We start from the raw sequence: 15,714 nt of genomic DNA, 5'->3' as shown, positions 1-15,714 counted from the left end.
AGATTCAACTACGATCCGTTCGCAGTCGCCTTCTACAATAAAACCTACCCTCACCATGGTAGACCTCCGTCAAACAGATTGGTCAGCCAGGCGGTATCAAGAGGGATTTGTTTTTTATCGACTCTTGATTCGGCAGCACACTTGACGTTCGTCCGGCCTTCTAGCTTATTGACTAGCCAGAGCTCTTCAGGGTTAAGGTTGCGCACGACTGATTCACTGTGGGTAGTAATAAAGACCGGATGGTCTACGGTGGCGTTGTCACGCATGAGCGCAACCAACTCGCCAATCGCTTTTGGGTGGATGCCCCGTTCAGGCTCTTCGATAATAGTTAAACCGGCTTGCGAGGTCCGACTTAACACGGCAGTCATTATGCATAAAGCGTAAATAGTGCCATCCGAAATTAAGCGCGCGGGGAAATGCGTTCTTGTCCCTTCTTCCTTGAAGGTGATGACAGTGGTGCTATCCAATCGTTGTTTTTCAGTTGAGACATTTTCCATGCCGGGAACAATCAGCTCTATCCACTCCAGAACCTGAGTGCGGAAGTGCTTATCCTTCTCCAGAATAGACAGCATGGTTGCAACGTTTCTGCCATGGCTATCCAGCATTGTTGCATCTGCAGTCGAGTTGTCCGGTTCTTTGGCGGCAATTGGATCAATGCGATAAACGCGAATATTGGTGAGAAACTTATACAGCGCAGAATTGCTTAATAACATAAGCGCGGTCATGTCTTGGGGGTATTCCAAGAAGGACTGGAGTGGCGAGTAATCCGTCAACGTTACTTTTGTTTCGCCATTCTGCTTGCGATCAATGTATTGAGTGCCGTTGATTTTCAGGTTTTCGACCACCTGAGGCGCTTTATCAATTTCAACTATTTTGAGGGCGTACTCAAAATTTTCATGTTCAATCTGAATTTTTATCTCGAAAGAGATGGTTGTTCTTTTTTGTTTGCGATGTTTGAAACAGTGGATTTGTTGAAAGCCACCAAAGTCGCGAATCGCAGTAGAGGCGCCTCGTTTTACGATGGCGCCAAAGAAAGCGAGAGCATCGGTAATATTGCTTTTCCCTGCGCCGTTCGAGCCGGCCAGTGCAGTGAATGGCGATAAGCGTTCCAGTGTCAGGTTCGTGACACTTTTAAATCCATTGATCGTAATCGATTCGATGCTTATGGCAATTCCTTCGACCTTCACCGGCGGTCGTCGAGCGGCGCGCTTTTCATCGCCTGCGTATTGATCGTCAGAAAATACTAGCCCGCGCATGGTATAGGCGATCAGCCGGCGAGTCACAATTGCAATATTTCTATCCACAAAAAAGCCCCAGGCCTTTCGACCTGGGGCTTTTTCATCTGTATCTGGTGCACCCGGCGGGATTCGAACCCACGACCCCTGCCTTCGGAGGGCAGTACTCTATCCAGCTGAGCTACGGATGCTTGTGCGGGCGACATCATACCCATGTCGACCTTGGGCGTCCATGCCGCTTTTTGGCCGCCTGCCGGTAGGAATACGCGCCGCTGATGCCCTGTGCCGGGCGTCTCGACGCAATGCGGTGGAACTCGCCTGAAATACGCTGATCAGAAAAATGGAGCAAATGCGCCGTTTTCGTTCTTTTTTTCGAACAGACTATTGCCCTGTACCCCCATTGATCCTAGGATTCGTTTGAGATTTCAAACGCTCTTGTCTGGGTGCTGAACCGCACATTTGTCTTTTCGTGCGCTATTTACGTGCTTCAGCCCAGTGAATGATTTCCCTGACGGCAGCCCTCAAGGCGCCTTTCAACAACTCTAATTCGCTCCGCGCGTGCGCGGTGCTGTTAAGGAAAGCCGACATGCAGCTCAAAGACACCCAGTTGTTCCGCCAGCAAGCCTTCATTGATGGCGCTTGGGTCGATGCGGACAACGGTCAAACGATCAAGGTCAATAACCCCGCCACCGGCGAAATCCTCGGTACCGTGCCAAAAATGGGCGCGGCCGAAACCCGTCGTGCCATTGAAGCAGCTGACAAGGCCCTGCCGGCCTGGCGTGCACTCACCGCCAAGGACCGCGCCAACAAGCTGCGTCGCTGGTTCGAGCTGATCATCGAGAACCAGGAAGACCTGGCTCGCCTGATGACCCTGGAACAAGGCAAGCCGCTGGCCGAAGCCAAGGGCGAAATCGTTTACGCCGCTTCGTTCATCGAGTGGTTCGCCGAAGAAGCCAAGCGTGTCTACGGTGATGTGATTCCCGGCCACCAGCCGGACAAGCGCCTGATCGTGATCAAACAACCGATCGGTGTTACCGCCGCCATCACGCCGTGGAACTTCCCGGCTGCGATGATCACCCGTAAAGCCGGCCCGGCCCTGGCCGCCGGTTGCACCATGGTGCTCAAGCCTGCGTCGCAAACCCCGTTCTCGGCGTTCGCCCTGGCTGAACTGGCCCAGCGTGCCGGCATTCCTAAAGGCGTGTTCAGCGTGGTCTCCGGCAGCGCCGGTGATATCGGCAGCGAGCTGACCAGCAACCCGATCGTGCGTAAATTGTCCTTCACCGGTTCCACCGAAATCGGTCGCCAGCTGATGGCCGAATGCGCCAAGGACATCAAGAAGGTCTCTCTGGAACTGGGCGGCAACGCGCCGTTCATCGTGTTTGACGACGCAGACCTGGATAAGGCCGTCGAAGGCGCGATCATCTCCAAGTACCGCAACAACGGCCAGACCTGCGTCTGCGCCAACCGTCTGTACATCCAGGATTCGGTATACGACGCGTTCGCCGAGAAGCTGAAAGTGGCCGTGGCCAAGCTGAAGATCGGCAACGGTCTGGAAGAAGGCACCACCACTGGCCCGCTGATCGACGAGAAGGCCGTGGCCAAGGTTCAGGAGCACATCGCTGATGCCCTGAGCAAAGGCGCAACCCTGCTGGCGGGTGGCAAGGTGATGGAAGGCAACTTCTTCGAGCCGACCATCCTGGTCAACGTGCCGAAGAATGCCGCCGTGGCCAAGGAAGAAACCTTCGGCCCATTGGCGCCGCTGTTCCGCTTCAAAGACGAAGCTGAAGTGATCGCGATGTCCAACGACACCGAGTTCGGCCTGGCTTCCTACTTCTATGCCCGCGACCTGGGCCGTGTGTTCCGTGTGGCTGAAGCCCTGGAATACGGCATGGTTGGCGTCAACACCGGGTTGATCTCCAACGAAGTGGCGCCGTTCGGCGGCATCAAGGCGTCGGGCCTGGGCCGTGAAGGCTCCAAGTACGGGATCGAGGATTACCTGGAAATCAAATACCTCTGCCTGGGCATCTAAGCCGGGTAAAGGATTGTTGCAAACGCAAAGGGCACGAGAGCGCTGTCCCTTTGTGTGCTTCACACCGTTATTCGTAGTGGCCGGGAAAGCTGTGGCAGTCGATCATCGCATGCTGCCGTAGTTGCCTCCCCGCCACGTATTCCTTGGACCGCGCCACCCGATGAGTGGCGAATGAGGACTTTATGAGCAAGACCAACGCATCCCTGATGAAACGCCGCGAAGCCGCTGTACCACGCGGTGTTGGCCAGATTCACCCGATCTTCGCCGAGTCGGCGAAGAACGCCACCGTGACCGACGTTGAAGGTCGCGAGTTCATCGACTTCGCCGGCGGTATCGCCGTGCTGAACACCGGTCACGTGCACCCGAAAATCATCGCGGCCGTGACCGAGCAACTCAACAAGCTGACCCACACTTGCTTCCAGGTGCTGGCGTACGAGCCGTATGTTGAAGTGTGCGAAAAGATCAACGCCAAGGTGCCAGGTGATTTCACCAAGAAAACCTTGCTGGTCACCACCGGTTCCGAAGCGGTAGAAAACGCCGTGAAAATCGCTCGTGCCGCCACTGGCCGTGCTGGCGTGATCGCCTTCACCGGCGCGTACCACGGTCGCACCATGATGACCCTGGGCCTGACCGGTAAAGTCGTGCCGTACTCGGCGGGCATGGGCCTGATGCCAGGCGGCGTGTTCCGTGCGCTGTTCCCGAACGAACTGCACGGTGTGAGCGATGACGATTCCATCGCCAGCATCGAACGCATCTTCAAAAATGATGCCGAGCCGCGTGATATCGCTGCCATCATCATCGAGCCAGTGCAGGGCGAGGGCGGTTTCTACGTCGCGCCTAAATCCTTCATGAAGCGCCTGCGCGAACTGTGCGACAAGCACGGCATCCTGCTGATCGCCGACGAAGTGCAAACCGGCGCTGGCCGTACCGGCACCTTCTTCGCCATGGAACAGATGGGCGTTGCTGCCGACTTGACCACCTTCGCCAAATCCATCGCGGGCGGCTTCCCGCTGGCCGGTGTGTGCGGCAAGGCGGAATACATGGACGCCATCGCTCCAGGCGGCCTGGGCGGCACTTACGCCGGTAGCCCGATCGCTTGCGCTGCGGCCCTGGCCGTCATGGAAGTGTTCGAAGAAGAGCACCTGCTGGACCGCTGCAAGGCTGTCGGCGAGCGCCTGGTAACCGGCCTGAAAGCTATCCAGGCCAAGTACCCGGTGATCGGTGAAGTGCGTGCCTTGGGCGCGATGATTGCGGTCGAACTGTTCGAAGATGGCGACAGCCACAAGCCGAACGCTGCTGCTGTTGCATCCGTGGTGGCCAAGGCTCGCGACAAGGGCTTGATCCTGCTGTCTTGCGGCACCTACGGCAATGTGTTGCGCGTGCTGGTTCCGCTGACCTCGCCCGACGAGCAGTTGGACAAGGGCCTGGCGATCATCGAAGAGTGCTTCTCCGAGCTGTGATCGAACGTTGACCTGATCGACAAAAAACCCGCCCAGGCGGGTTTTTTTGTGCCCGATGAACGGTATTCAGCGGTTGTTCATTGTACGCCCGCGGCTCCTTTGTCTAAGGTGCTGGTATTGCCGATGGAGCGTGCTGGATGACTGCTGTTGATTTACCGGCTGTACCCCGTGTGTTGATTGCCGAGGCCGACCCCTGGTCCCGGGATTTGCTCAAGCAGGTGTTGCTGAATGTGCGCTGTGATGCACGGCTGGATGTGTGTGCCGATGGCCAGCGTGCCGCCGAGCTGCTGCGAGAGAAACCCTATGACCTGATCATCGCCGACTGGGAGCTGCCCGGCGTCGATGGCCTGAGCCTGTTGCACAGCGTGCGCCAGCAACGGCGTTCGCCGTTGTTGCCGTTTATCCTGCTGAGCACCCGCAACGACAGCGCCAGCGTACGCGAAGCCTTGCCCCTGGCGCCGACGGCGTACCTGACCAAACCCCTGAACATGGAAAGCCTGACCCAGCGCCTGCAAGACTTGCTGCTGAACGAAGGTGAAACGGTGTACTGCGAAGTCCCGGCCCTGGCGCCAGGCATGACCTTGCCGGTGTTTCTGGAGCGGCGCCGCGAAGCGTCCGACGGTGCGCCGCTGCGGGTCGACGTGAAGGCTGCGGTGCAGCACAGCCTGGAACCGGAAGGCCTGGACCTCAAGCGCCTGGAAGAACAGGTGCGCATGGACCCGCAAATCACCGCTGTGCTGATCGCCGCCGCCAACAGCGCCGGCCATCACGGCTCGCCGGTGCACACATTGGCCATGGCCCTGCACAAGCTGGCGGCCGGGCAAAGCATGAACCTGATCCTGGGGCTCGCCCTCAAACACAACGTGGTGCTGACCGACCCGAGCCTTAAGGATTACGCCGAGCGTTACTGGCAGTTGTCCCAGCGTACCGCCGATTACGCCCGCAGTTTGGCGCGCATGCTCGACCTGGATCACGAGCGCTGCTACAGCGCCGGCATCCTCCATCGCCTGGGCGACCTGGCCTTGTTGCGCTGTTTGCAAGACTGGCTACAGGGCGGCGGCGAGTTGGATGACGAAGCGATTGGCGAGTCCCTCTACACCTTCGGCGCGGCCTATGGCTCGGCATTGCGCACACGCTGGCGCTTGCCGCTGGAGTTGCGCCAGTTGATCGCGGCGATTTATTCGCTGGAGGGCGGGGTGTATTCCCGGGAAGCGCTGGTGGTGAACCTGGCGGCGCAACTGGCGCGCTTGACCGAACATGAAGGCGTCGAGGCGTTGGCTAAAGGCAAGACGGCGCGCTTGCTCAAGGTGGGTTTTCCGGAATTGGCGCGTATGCGCAAGGTGTAGCGTCAGCCCGTGAGCACGCGGTTTTTGCCTTGGCGTTTGGCCTCGTACATCGCGGCGTCGGCGCGGGCGAACAGGCTGTCCACGTTGGCATCTTCGGCGGTCAGGCTGGCCAGGCCCTGGCTGACGGTGACTGCGTAGCTCTCACCGTGATGGCTGAAACTCAGTTGCGCAATCTCGTGCCCCAGCCGTTCAGCCACCTGCATTGCCATCTCCGGCGCGCAACCGGGCAGTACTGCGGCGAATTCTTCGCCGCCAATGCGTCCGAACAGGTCGCCACGGCGCAAAACCCCTCGACCGCTCTCGGCGATACGCTGCAACACCTGATCGCCCTCCAGGTGGCCGTAGGTGTCGTTGATCACTTTGAAGTCATCGATATCCAGCAACAGGAACGCCAACGGCGTGCCCTGCAGGCACGCGCGCTCGAACTCGTGGTGGGCGCACTCGAAGAAGTGCCGGCGGTTGCTGCTGCGGGTCAGCACGTCGGTGGTGGCCAGGCGGTGCAGCTCCAGTTCCAGCTGCTTCTTGTCGGTGATGTCTTCGGCCATGCCCACCACGATCACCGGCTGGCCTGGCTCGGCCTGCTGGTTGATATAGCACTTGTCGCTGAGCCAGCGGATCTGCCCGTCGGCGGTGATGATGCGGTACTCGCGGTCTTCCACGGCGCCGCTGTGCAGCACTTGGGCCAGGCTGTGCTCGGCGTAGTCGAGGTCTTCGGGGTGAATGCTGTTGCTCCATTCCCGATGGTCGGTCAGCAGCATGCCCGCCGTACGTCCGAAAACCCGCTCATAGGCCGGGCTGACATACAGCACGCGGCGGGTGTCCCACTCCATGGCCCAAAGCACGGCATTCACGCTGACCAGCAGCGAACTCAGCAGTTGCTCGCGTTCACTCAAGCGTTCCACTTCGCCCTGGGCATGCATCAGCGCCAGCAACGTAGCGGCGGCTGCCGGTCGTGGCTGGTCATGGACGGGGGTGTCGGTGAAGGTCTTTTCCTGGACCATCGGCACAACTCTCTCTGGGCGTGCCGCGGGGTTGGGCAACGGTCACAACAAGGGCCGCCGGGATGGCGAAGTGTTGTTTGAGAGGGGCGATTTGCAGCGAAGTTCAGTTATTGGTGTCGATTTGAGGCGACCAAGAAATGGCGCCAGAAACATGTAGGAGCGATCTTGCTCGCGAAGGGCGTCAACGATAACGCGTGCTGTCTGGATGCACGCGGTGTATTTGGGCCCTTCGCGAGCAAGCTCGGTCCTACAATAATCAGACCGCGGCAGGCCGCAGCGAATAGGTCTTCAACTGATGGGCAAAGTCCCGCAGGGATTGAATCCCGCTGGCCTCGGCCTCGTGTACCCATTCCTTGATCGCGGCCAGCATGTCGTGCCCATTGGTGCTGGTTTTCAGCCAGATCTGTTGCAGCGCCAGGCGCTTCTCGTAGATCACTTTCAGGGCCTGGCTGTGTTCCAGCATGCTTTGGATGCGCACGTGGTGACGGTCATCCAGCAGGCTGGTTTCCCGCGACAACAGGCGCTTGGCGCGATGGAATTGATGGCGCACCGAGTGATCGACCTTCTCCAGTTCCTGCTTGACCAGCGGGCCAATCACCAACTTGCGGTACTGGGCCATGATCTGGAAGCGGTTGTTGAGGATCGCCATGGCGGTGTCCATGTCCAGGTTGCCCTTGCCTTCGACCCGATGGGCGATCGGCGCGACCCGCTGCACCTTGGCCAGGCGCAGGAAGCTGAACACTTTGATCCAGGCCCAGCCCAGGTCGAACTCCCACTTCTTCACCGACAGCTTGGCGGAGTTGGGGTAGGTGTGGTGGTTGTTATGCAGCTCTTCGCCGCCAACGATGATGCCCCAGGGAATCAGGTTGGTCGCCGCGTCGCGGCATTCGAAGTTGCGATAGCCGATGGCATGGCCCAGGCCGTTGATCACGCCGGCGGCCCAGAACGGGATCCACATCATCTGGATGGCCCAGATGGTGATGCCGATGGTGCCAAACAGCAGCAGGTCGATCACGCCCATGATCGCCACACCCAGCAGCGGGAAGCGGGTGTACAGGTTGCGCTCGATCCAGTCTTCCGGGCAGTTCTTGCCGTAGATACGCAGGGTCTCGGGGTTCTCGGCCTCGGCGCGGTACAGCTCGGCGCCTTTGCGCAGGACGGTAGACAGGCCCTTGATCACCGGGCTGTGGGGATCGTCGACGGTTTCGCACTTGGCGTGGTGTTTGCGGTGGATAGCCGTCCACTCACGAGTGTTCTGCGCCGTGGTGAGCCACAGCCAGAAGCGGAAGAAGTGTTTCAGGCCAGCATTGAGCTCCAGGGAGCGGTGGGCTGAATAGCGGTGCAGATAGACCGTGACCCCGACAATGGTCACGTGGGTCATCAACAGGGTGACTGCAACCAGTTGCCAGGCCGACAAGTCAAGAAAACCGTTGTACCACATAGGCTGTATGGCCCTCAGATAAAGAAAAAAACAGCATCCGCATTATCACTCCCTTTGCGGATAAAACCAGTGACCGTTTCAGATAAGACTTACAAGGTGTTTCCTATTCTATAATCCGGATCCTTTGTAGGGCGATTCTGGTTTTTAGTAAGGATTACTGACCATATGCTGTTTTCATACCGAGGTGCCCTGCGCGCGGGGCTGTTGTACCTGCTGGTTTCCATTGTGTGGATACAGCTCAGCCAGCACGTGTTGACCAAACTTTCCGACGAACCGGCGCAATTGATTCACTGGTTGACCCTGCGCGGGTATGTCTGGACGGGCCTGAGTGCCTTGGTGATTTTTTTGCTGTGTGCCGGTTTTGCCCGGGCGCGGCTGGCCCAGCAGCCCCATGAGCAGAACCGCGAGCGCCTGCGCCAGGCCGCTGCCGTGTTCGACTGCACCCGTGAAGGCGTGTTGGTCACCGACGCGCAGGGGCTGATTGTTCACGTCAACCGGGCCTTTATCGAAATCACCGGCTACCAGTGCGAAGACGTCATGGGCCGCCAGCCGAGCCTGTTCAAGTCCGGACGGCACTCGGCCAGCTTCTATCAGCAAATGTTCCAGGCCCTGGAACGCGACGGCGAATGGAGCGGCGAAATCTGGAACCGCCGTAAAGGCGGCGAAATCTACCCCCAGTGGCAGACCATCCGGGTGATTCGGGATGAGCAGGGCCCGATCAGCCACTACGTCGCGGTGTTCTCCGACATCAGCGCCATCAAGCACTCCGAGCACGAGTTGGCGCACCTGGCCCACCACGACCCGCTGACCGACCTGCCCAACCGCCTGCTGTTTACCGACCGCGCCGAACAGGCCCTGGCCTCGGCGCAGATCCATAAACGCGGCTGCGCCTTGCTGCTGCTCGACCTCGATCACTTCAAGATCATCAACGACAGCCTCGGCCATAACGTCGGCGACCAGTTGCTCAAGGCCGTGGGCGAGCGCCTGCAAGGCCTGTTCGGCCCCGGCGTGACCCTGGCGCGCCTGGGCGGCGACGAATTCGCGGTGCTGGCGGAAAGTTGTCCACATCTGGTGCAGGCCGCCGCCCTGGCGCAAAGAATTATTGATGCGATGAAGGAGCCGTTCATTTTCGATGGCCATCAACTGTTTATCAGCGCCAGCATTGGTATCAGCCTGTTCCCCAGCGATGCCCTGAGCGCCGAGCAACTGCTGCGCAACGCCGATTCTGCGCTGTTCAAGGCCAAGAGCGCCGGCCGCGAAGGCTACGCCTTGTACACCGAAGAACTCACCGCCCACGCCCAGCACCGCGTGGAAATGGCCGGCGAACTGCGCCGCGCCCTGGATCAGCAAGAGCTGCGGGTGTATTACCAGCCGGTGCACGACCTGCAAAACAGCCGCCTGATCGGCGTCGAAGCCCTGGTGCGCTGGCAGCACCCGGAGCGCGGGCTGGTGCCGCCGGGGGAGTTCATCCCGATTGCCGAGCGCACCGGGCTGATTGCCGATATCGACGCCTGGGTCATGGACCAGGCCTGCCGCCAGATGTGCCAATGGCTGGCGGACGGCGCGCCGCTCACGTTTCTTGCGGTGAATGTGTCCAGCCGCCTGTTTGCCCGACGTGAGCTGTACGAGCAAGTGGCCAAGGTGCTGCACGACACGGGGCTGGATCCGGCGTTTCTGGAGTTGGAAGTGACCGAAAGCGCGGTGATGGAAGACCCGGAAGTCGCCCTTGAGCAAATGCACCGCCTGCGGGAACTCGGCTTGCGCCTGGCGATTGATGACTTTGGCACCGGTTATTCATCGTTGTTGCGCCTCAAGCGCTTGCCGGTGCAGAAGCTCAAGATCGATCAGGGGTTTGTCGCCGGGTTGCCGTGGGATGAAGACGACGCGGCGATTGTGCGGGTGGTGATTGCGCTGGCGCAGAGCATGGGCATGCAGGTGCATGCCGAGGGCATCGAGCAGCTTGAGCAGGCGCGGTTTCTGTTGGAACAGTGTTGTGACCTGGGCCAGGGATACTGGTTTGGCCGGCCGATGCCGGCCAGTGAGCTGGATTGGGCGAGAGCGCCGACAATTCGTTAACCACCGCCTGTCCTGATTTGAAACAGGGCCAAAATGTGGGAGCGGGCTTGCTCGCGAAGGCGGTGTGTCAGTCAGCAAATCTGTCACTGACCCACCGCCTTCGTGAGCAAGCCCGCTCCCACATTTGGATCTCCACACGGCTTTATTTCACGGGTCGCCCCGCAAAACCCCGCGCAACCCCACGTCCCAGCAGAAAATTCTTTCTGGTTATATAAACATTCTTAAATAGTATTTTTAAGAATATCCGCGCTTATCTACTATCGCCCTCACGCCGCAAGCAGTGCCGCCACTGCGAGGCACTTCTCATTTCAGGAGCACGACCATGAGCGCATCTCTACGCAGCGTTGACGGCCAGGACGAAGCAGCCATTTTGCGCGAGATCCAGAGCGCCCTGCGCGATCTGCGGTTTGGTGCGGTGGAAATCACTGTGCACAACGCCCAGGTAGTACAGATCGAACGCAAAGAAAAATTCCGTTTGCAGAACCCGGGCAACAAGCCGAGCTAAGCAAGATCGGCGATTCGATTGCAAGACCCGCAACTATAAGAAAAAAGCCAACACCCCAGAATTTCAGGAGCCTTCTATGTCGTCGATTCGCCGTTATGCCCTGGCAGCACTGGCCAGTGCCGTGTTTGCCGGTTCCGCTGTTGCCAAGGATTACGAACTGCTCAACGTGTCTTACGACCCGACCCGCGAGCTCTACCAGGACTACAACGCTGAATTCACCAGCTTCTGGAAGCAGTCGCACCCGGGCGACAACGTCAAGATCCAGCAATCCCACGGTGGTTCGGGCAAGCAAGGCCGCGCGGTAATCGACGGCCTGCGTGCCGACGTCGTGACCCTGGCTCTGGCCGGCGACATCGACGAAATCGCAAAACTGGGCAAGACCCTGCCGGAAAACTGGCAAACCCGCCTGCCGGACGCCAGCACCCCGTACACCTCGACCATCGTGTTCCTGGTGCGCAAGGGCAACCCTAAAGGCATCAAGGATTGGGGCGACCTGATCAAGAAAGACGTTTCCGTGATCACCCCGAACCCGAAAACCTCCGGCGGTGCCCGCTGGAACTTCCTCGCCGCCTGGGCCTATGGCCTGAAAGCCGGTGGCAGCGAAGCCAAGGCCCAGGAATACGTGAAAGAACTGTTCAAGCACGTACCGATCCTCGACACCGGCGCTCGCGGTTCGACCATCACCTTCGTCAACAACGGTCAGGGTGACGTGTTGCTGGCCTGGGAAAACGAAGCCTTCCTGGCCCTGAAAGAAGACGGCGGCGCCGACAAGTTCGACATCGTTGTACCTTCGCTGTCGATCCTCGCCGAGCCGCCAGTGGCCGTGGTCGACAAGAACGCCGAGAAAAAGGGCAACACCGAGATCGCAACCGAATACCTCAAGCACCTGTACAGCCCGGCTGGCCAGGAGATTGCGGCGAAGAACTTCTACCGCCCGCGCGATGCAAAAGTTGCCGCCAAATACGCCCAGCAGTTCCCGAAACTGGACCTGGTGACTATCGACAAAGACTTCGGCGGCTGGAAAACTGCCCAACCGAAATTTTTCAATGACGGTGGCGTGTTCGACCAGATCTACTCGGCCCAGTAGGAGCGAGCTTGCTCGCGAAAAACGTATGGGCGACGCGGGTAACCAGATAGCGCTGCGTCATCGTTGACGTTCTTCGCGGGCAAGCCCGCTCCTACAGGGATCAGGAGCCCGCATTCGTTTGCGGGTTTTGCATGTCCGTTCCGCTAACCAAGGACTCTTATGTCGCGTCGTATTTCCCCCGTCATACCCGGCTTCGGGCTGACGCTGGGCTACACCGTGGTGTACCTCAGCCTGATCGTACTCATCCCCCTTGCGGCGATGTTTGTACATGCCGCTCAACTCACCTGGGATCAGTTCTGGAACATCATCTCCGCACCCCGTGTGCTGGCGGCGTTGAAACTGAGCTTCGGCACTGCGTTGTATGCCGCGATCATCAACGGCGTGATTGGTACCCTGCTGGCCTGGGTGCTGGTGCGCTACACCTTCCCAGGCCGCAAGATTATCGATGCGATGATCGACCTGCCGTTCGCCTTGCCCACCGCCGTAGCGGGTATCGCGCTTACTGCGCTGTACACGCCGACCGGCCTGGTAGGCCAGTTCGCCGCAGACCTGGGCTTCAAGATCGCCTACACCCCGCTTGGCATCACCCTGGCACTGACCTTCGTCACGCTGCCATTCGTGGTGCGTACCGTGCAGCCGGTGTTGGCCGATATCCCCCGGGAAATCGAAGAAGCCGCCGCCTGCCTGGGTGCCAAGCCCTTGCAAGTGTTCCGCTACATCCTGGTGCCCGCGCTGCTGCCGGCCTGGTTGACCGGCTTTGCATTGGCCTTCGCCCGAGGTGTGGGTGAGTACGGTTCGGTGATCTTCATCGCCGGCAACATGCCGATGAAAACCGAGATCCTGCCACTGCTGATCATGGTCAAGCTCGACCAGTACGACTACCACGGCGCCACGTCCATCGGTGTGCTGATGCTGGTGGTTTCCTTTGTCCTGTTGCTGCTGATCAACTTGTTGCAGCGCCGTATCGAAACCCCATAAGGAGGCGCGGAACATGTCCCAATCGTCTATTTCCGCCGCGTCCTCGGCCAACGCTGCCCGTCGTGGCAGTGCGGTGTCCCGACGCATCCTGATCAGCCTTGGCTGGCTGGTGTTCGCGCTGTTTCTGCTGCTGCCGCTGTTTATCGTGGTGTCCCAGGGCCTGAAAAATGGCCTGGGTGCGTTCTTCACCGCGATCCTTGAGCCCGATGCGTTGTCGGCGCTGAAACTCACGGTGATCGCCGTGGCGATTTCGGTACCGCTCAACGTGGTATTCGGCGTCAGCGCCGCCTGGTGCGTGAGCAAGTACTCGTTCCGTGGCAAAAGTATCCTGGTGACCCTGATCGACCTGCCGTTCTCGGTATCGCCAGTGATCGCCGGCCTGGTCTACGTGCTGATGTTCGGCGCCCAGGGCTTCTTCGGCCCATGGCTGCAAGACCATGACATCCAGATCGTGTTCGCCCTGCCGGGCATCGTGCTGGCGACGATCTTCGTCACCGTGCCGTTCGTGGCCCGTGAGCTGATCCCGTTGATGCAGGAACAAGGCACCCAGGAAGAAGAGGCCGCGCGCCTGCTGGGCGCCAACGGCTGGCAGATGTTCTGGCACGTCACCGTGCCGAACATCAAGTGGGGCCTGATCTACGGCGTGGTGCTGTGTACCGCGCGGGCCATGGGTGAGTTCGGTGCGGTGTCGGTGGTGTCCGGGCACATTCGCGGCGTGACCAACACCTTGCCGCTGCACGTCGAGATCCTCTACAACGAATACAACCACGTCGCCGCGTTTGCCGTCGCGAGCCTGTTGCTGATCCTGGCGCTCTTCATCCTGCTGCTCAAGCAGTGGAGCGAGAACCGTATTAACCGCCTGCGCGCAGCAAGCGGTGAGGAATAAGTCATGTCGATCGAAGTCCGTAATGTCAGCAAGAATTTCAACGCCTTCAAGGCCCTGAACAGCATCAATCTGGACATCCAGAGTGGCGAGCTGGTGGCGTTGCTTGGCCCTTCCGGCTGCGGCAAGACCACCTTGCTGCGCATCATCGCAGGCCTGGAAACCCCGGATGCTGGCAGCATCGTGTTCCACGGTGAAGACGTCTCAGGCCACGACGTGCGTGATCGCAACGTCGGTTTTGTGTTCCAGCACTACGCGCTGTTCCGCCACATGACCGTGTTCGACAACGTCGCGTTCGGCCTGCGCATGAAGCCGAAAAACCAGCGCCCGAACGAGAGCCAGATCGCGGTAAAAGTCCACGAACTGCTGAACATGGTGCAGCTCGATTGGCTGTCTGATCGCTACCCGGAACAACTCTCCGGCGGCCAGCGCCAGCGTATCGCCCTGGCTCGCGCCTTGGCGGTAGAGCCTAAAGTGCTGCTGCTGGATGAGCCGTTCGGGGCACTGGACGCCAAGGTCCGTAAAGAGCTGCGCCGCTGGCTGGCGCGCCTGCACGAAGACATCAACCTGACCTCAGTGTTTGTGACCCACGACCAGGAAGAAGCCATGGAAGTGGCGGACCGCATCGTGGTGATGAACAAGGGCGTGATCGAGCAGATCGGCTCACCGGGCGAAGTCTACGAAAACCCGGCCAGCGATTTCGTTTATCACTTCCTCGGTGACTCCAACCGCCTGCACCTGGGTGAGGACAAGCACGTGCTGTTCCGTCCCCACGAAGTGTCGCTGTCGCGCCATGAGCTGGAAGACCACCACGCGGCTGAGGTGCGCGATATTCGCCCGCTCGGTGCGACCACCCGGGTGACCCTGAAGGTCGAAGGCCAGAGCGAACTGATCGAGGCCGAAGTGGTGAAGGATCACGACAGCCTGACCGGTTTGGCGCGGGGCGAAACGTTGTTCTTCAAGCCCAAGGTCTGGCAAAAAGCCTAAGAGCGCCGCAAAACCCATGTGGGAGCGAGCTTGCTCGCGAATGCGGTGGTTCAGTCGGTACATCCGGTGACTGACACTCCGCTTTCGCGAGCAAGCCCGCTCCCACATTTGGATCTCCAGTGTTGCTCAGGCCGTGGCGTTCTTGTGCCGCACGGCCACCGGCCCCGCGCGCTCTTCAATCTGCCGCTTGAGGTCATGCCGCAGCCCCACCAGAAACGCCAACTCCGCCACTACAAACAACGGCCCTACGATCAACCCGGACACGTCATCGACAAACGCCGGTTTCTTGCCCTCGTAGTAATGCCCCACAAACTGGATCACCCAGCCCACCACGAACATGCCAATGCCGCTGCTCAGCCACACCAGCGTGCTTTGCGCCGCCAGCACATGCCCGATCCACACCGACAGGCCCATCAGCACGGTCATCAGCACACCGAGTGCCAATTCCAGACGCAGATAGAACACGGCTGAGAACAGCGCCAGCAGCACCGCTGGCGACAGCCACAGCCCGGCCACCGTCCATTCGGGGCGTGACAGCAGCACGGCCACCGCCACCACAATCAGCGGGATGCCGATAAAGTGGCTGGCGATATTGCGTGGGTCGCGGTGGTAAGCGGCGTATTGACTGAGATGGTCGACGAGGCTTTTCATTGTTATTCCTCCTGTAGGATGTTTGATCATGCCCT

The 15,714-nt window shown here is 59.7% G+C and carries 13 protein-coding genes and 1 tRNA gene; 9 read left to right on the top strand and 5 right to left on the bottom strand.

What is annotated here, in order from left to right; translation table 11 throughout:
* Nucleotides 1-50 precede the first annotated feature (50 nt).
* Both CEC48_RS12305 and CEC48_RS12300 read right to left on the bottom strand, forming a co-directional pair.
* Nucleotides 51-1,304 carry an AAA family ATPase gene (locus CEC48_RS12305; RefSeq protein WP_256579708.1) on the bottom strand — a complete coding sequence of 418 codons (1,254 nt, stop codon included), beginning with the start codon at nucleotides 1,302-1,304 and terminating at the stop codon, nucleotides 51-53.
* 45 nt (nucleotides 1,305-1,349) lie between these two features.
* Nucleotides 1,350-1,426, bottom strand: a tRNA-Arg gene (locus CEC48_RS12300).
* 395 nt (nucleotides 1,427-1,821) lie between these two features.
* On the opposite strand from CEC48_RS12300, the gene gabD reads away from it, so the two are divergent.
* The 3 genes from gabD to CEC48_RS12285 all read left to right on the top strand — a co-directional run bounded on the left by gabD (nucleotide 1,822) and on the right by CEC48_RS12285 (nucleotide 6,070).
* Nucleotides 1,822-3,264 (top strand): NADP-dependent succinate-semialdehyde dehydrogenase, encoded by a 1,443-nt coding sequence (gene gabD / locus CEC48_RS12295; RefSeq protein WP_088423991.1) that lies wholly within the window; start codon nucleotides 1,822-1,824, stop codon nucleotides 3,262-3,264.
* A 182-nt stretch (nucleotides 3,265-3,446) separates the two neighbouring features.
* A complete protein-coding gene (gabT, locus tag CEC48_RS12290; RefSeq protein WP_088423990.1) occupies nucleotides 3,447-4,724 on the top strand; it encodes a 4-aminobutyrate--2-oxoglutarate transaminase in 1,278 nt (425 codons plus the stop codon).
* A gap of 137 nt (nucleotides 4,725-4,861) precedes the next feature.
* Nucleotides 4,862-6,070 carry an HDOD domain-containing protein gene (locus tag CEC48_RS12285; RefSeq protein WP_088423989.1) on the top strand — a complete coding sequence of 403 codons (1,209 nt, stop codon included), beginning with the start codon at nucleotides 4,862-4,864 and terminating at the stop codon, nucleotides 6,068-6,070.
* Between the two features lie 2 nt (nucleotides 6,071-6,072).
* Here CEC48_RS12285 and CEC48_RS12280 read toward each other — a convergent pair whose 3' ends face one another.
* Entirely contained in the window at nucleotides 6,073-7,071 is a 999-nt protein-coding gene (locus CEC48_RS12280) for a sensor domain-containing diguanylate cyclase (RefSeq protein WP_088423988.1), read from the bottom strand.
* Between the two features lie 256 nt (nucleotides 7,072-7,327).
* Nucleotides 7,328-8,512 (bottom strand): delta-9 fatty acid desaturase DesA, encoded by a 1,185-nt coding sequence (gene desA / locus CEC48_RS12275; protein WP_088423987.1) that lies wholly within the window; start codon nucleotides 8,510-8,512, stop codon nucleotides 7,328-7,330.
* Nucleotides 8,513-8,677: 165 nt separating this feature from the next.
* Between desA and dibA the strand changes: the two genes are divergently transcribed.
* The 6 genes from dibA to CEC48_RS12245 all read left to right on the top strand — a co-directional run bounded on the left by dibA (nucleotide 8,678) and on the right by CEC48_RS12245 (nucleotide 15,028).
* Entirely contained in the window at nucleotides 8,678-10,588 is a 1,911-nt protein-coding gene (gene dibA / locus CEC48_RS12270) for a phosphodiesterase DibA (protein ID WP_088423986.1), read from the top strand.
* Nucleotides 10,589-10,910: 322 nt separating this feature from the next.
* A complete protein-coding gene (gene oscA / locus CEC48_RS12265; protein WP_003170956.1) occupies nucleotides 10,911-11,093 on the top strand; it encodes a sulfur starvation response protein OscA in 183 nt (60 codons plus the stop codon).
* Nucleotides 11,094-11,169: 76 nt separating this feature from the next.
* Nucleotides 11,170-12,180 carry a sulfate ABC transporter substrate-binding protein gene (locus CEC48_RS12260; protein ID WP_088423985.1) on the top strand — a complete coding sequence of 337 codons (1,011 nt, stop codon included), beginning with the start codon at nucleotides 11,170-11,172 and terminating at the stop codon, nucleotides 12,178-12,180.
* Between the two features lie 159 nt (nucleotides 12,181-12,339).
* Nucleotides 12,340-13,158 (top strand): sulfate ABC transporter permease subunit CysT, encoded by an 819-nt coding sequence (gene cysT / locus CEC48_RS12255; protein WP_088423984.1) that lies wholly within the window; start codon nucleotides 12,340-12,342, stop codon nucleotides 13,156-13,158.
* A 13-nt stretch (nucleotides 13,159-13,171) separates the two neighbouring features.
* Complete coding sequence (gene cysW / locus CEC48_RS12250; RefSeq protein ID WP_088423983.1) at nucleotides 13,172-14,044, top strand: sulfate ABC transporter permease subunit CysW; 873 nt, start codon at nucleotides 13,172-13,174, stop codon at nucleotides 14,042-14,044.
* Nucleotides 14,045-14,047: 3 nt separating this feature from the next.
* Complete coding sequence (locus CEC48_RS12245) at nucleotides 14,048-15,028, top strand: sulfate/molybdate ABC transporter ATP-binding protein (RefSeq protein WP_088423982.1); 981 nt, start codon at nucleotides 14,048-14,050, stop codon at nucleotides 15,026-15,028.
* A 126-nt stretch (nucleotides 15,029-15,154) separates the two neighbouring features.
* On the opposite strand, the gene CEC48_RS12240 is transcribed toward CEC48_RS12245, so the two are convergent.
* Entirely contained in the window at nucleotides 15,155-15,679 is a 525-nt protein-coding gene (locus CEC48_RS12240; RefSeq protein ID WP_088423981.1) for a DUF962 domain-containing protein, read from the bottom strand.
* Nucleotides 15,680-15,714 lie beyond the last annotated feature (35 nt).

It is taken from the genome of Pseudomonas sp. K2I15 (assembly GCF_002204795.1).
In the GTDB taxonomy this organism is placed as follows: domain Bacteria; phylum Pseudomonadota; class Gammaproteobacteria; order Pseudomonadales; family Pseudomonadaceae; genus Aquipseudomonas.
The sequence above is the reverse complement of the archived record's forward strand: the minus strand, read 5'-3'. Positions and strand labels throughout refer to the sequence as shown.

Coding starts and splice junctions, on each gene's coding strand:
- CEC48_RS12280 (WP_088423988.1), bottom strand. CDS start 7,071: ATGGTCCAGGAAAAGACCTTCACCGACACCCCCGTCCATGACCAGCCA.
- gabD (WP_088423991.1), top strand. CDS start 1,822: ATGCAGCTCAAAGACACCCAGTTGTTCCGCCAGCAAGCCTTCATTGAT.
- dibA (WP_088423986.1), top strand. CDS start 8,678: ATGCTGTTTTCATACCGAGGTGCCCTGCGCGCGGGGCTGTTGTACCTG.
- oscA (WP_003170956.1), top strand. CDS start 10,911: ATGAGCGCATCTCTACGCAGCGTTGACGGCCAGGACGAAGCAGCCATT.
- cysT (WP_088423984.1), top strand. CDS start 12,340: ATGTCGCGTCGTATTTCCCCCGTCATACCCGGCTTCGGGCTGACGCTG.
- CEC48_RS12260 (WP_088423985.1), top strand. CDS start 11,170: ATGTCGTCGATTCGCCGTTATGCCCTGGCAGCACTGGCCAGTGCCGTG.
- desA (WP_088423987.1), bottom strand. CDS start 8,512: ATGTGGTACAACGGTTTTCTTGACTTGTCGGCCTGGCAACTGGTTGCA.
- CEC48_RS12285 (WP_088423989.1), top strand. CDS start 4,862: ATGACTGCTGTTGATTTACCGGCTGTACCCCGTGTGTTGATTGCCGAG.
- cysW (WP_088423983.1), top strand. CDS start 13,172: ATGTCCCAATCGTCTATTTCCGCCGCGTCCTCGGCCAACGCTGCCCGT.
- CEC48_RS12245 (WP_088423982.1), top strand. CDS start 14,048: ATGTCGATCGAAGTCCGTAATGTCAGCAAGAATTTCAACGCCTTCAAG.
- gabT (WP_088423990.1), top strand. CDS start 3,447: ATGAGCAAGACCAACGCATCCCTGATGAAACGCCGCGAAGCCGCTGTA.
- CEC48_RS12240 (WP_088423981.1), bottom strand. CDS start 15,679: ATGAAAAGCCTCGTCGACCATCTCAGTCAATACGCCGCTTACCACCGC.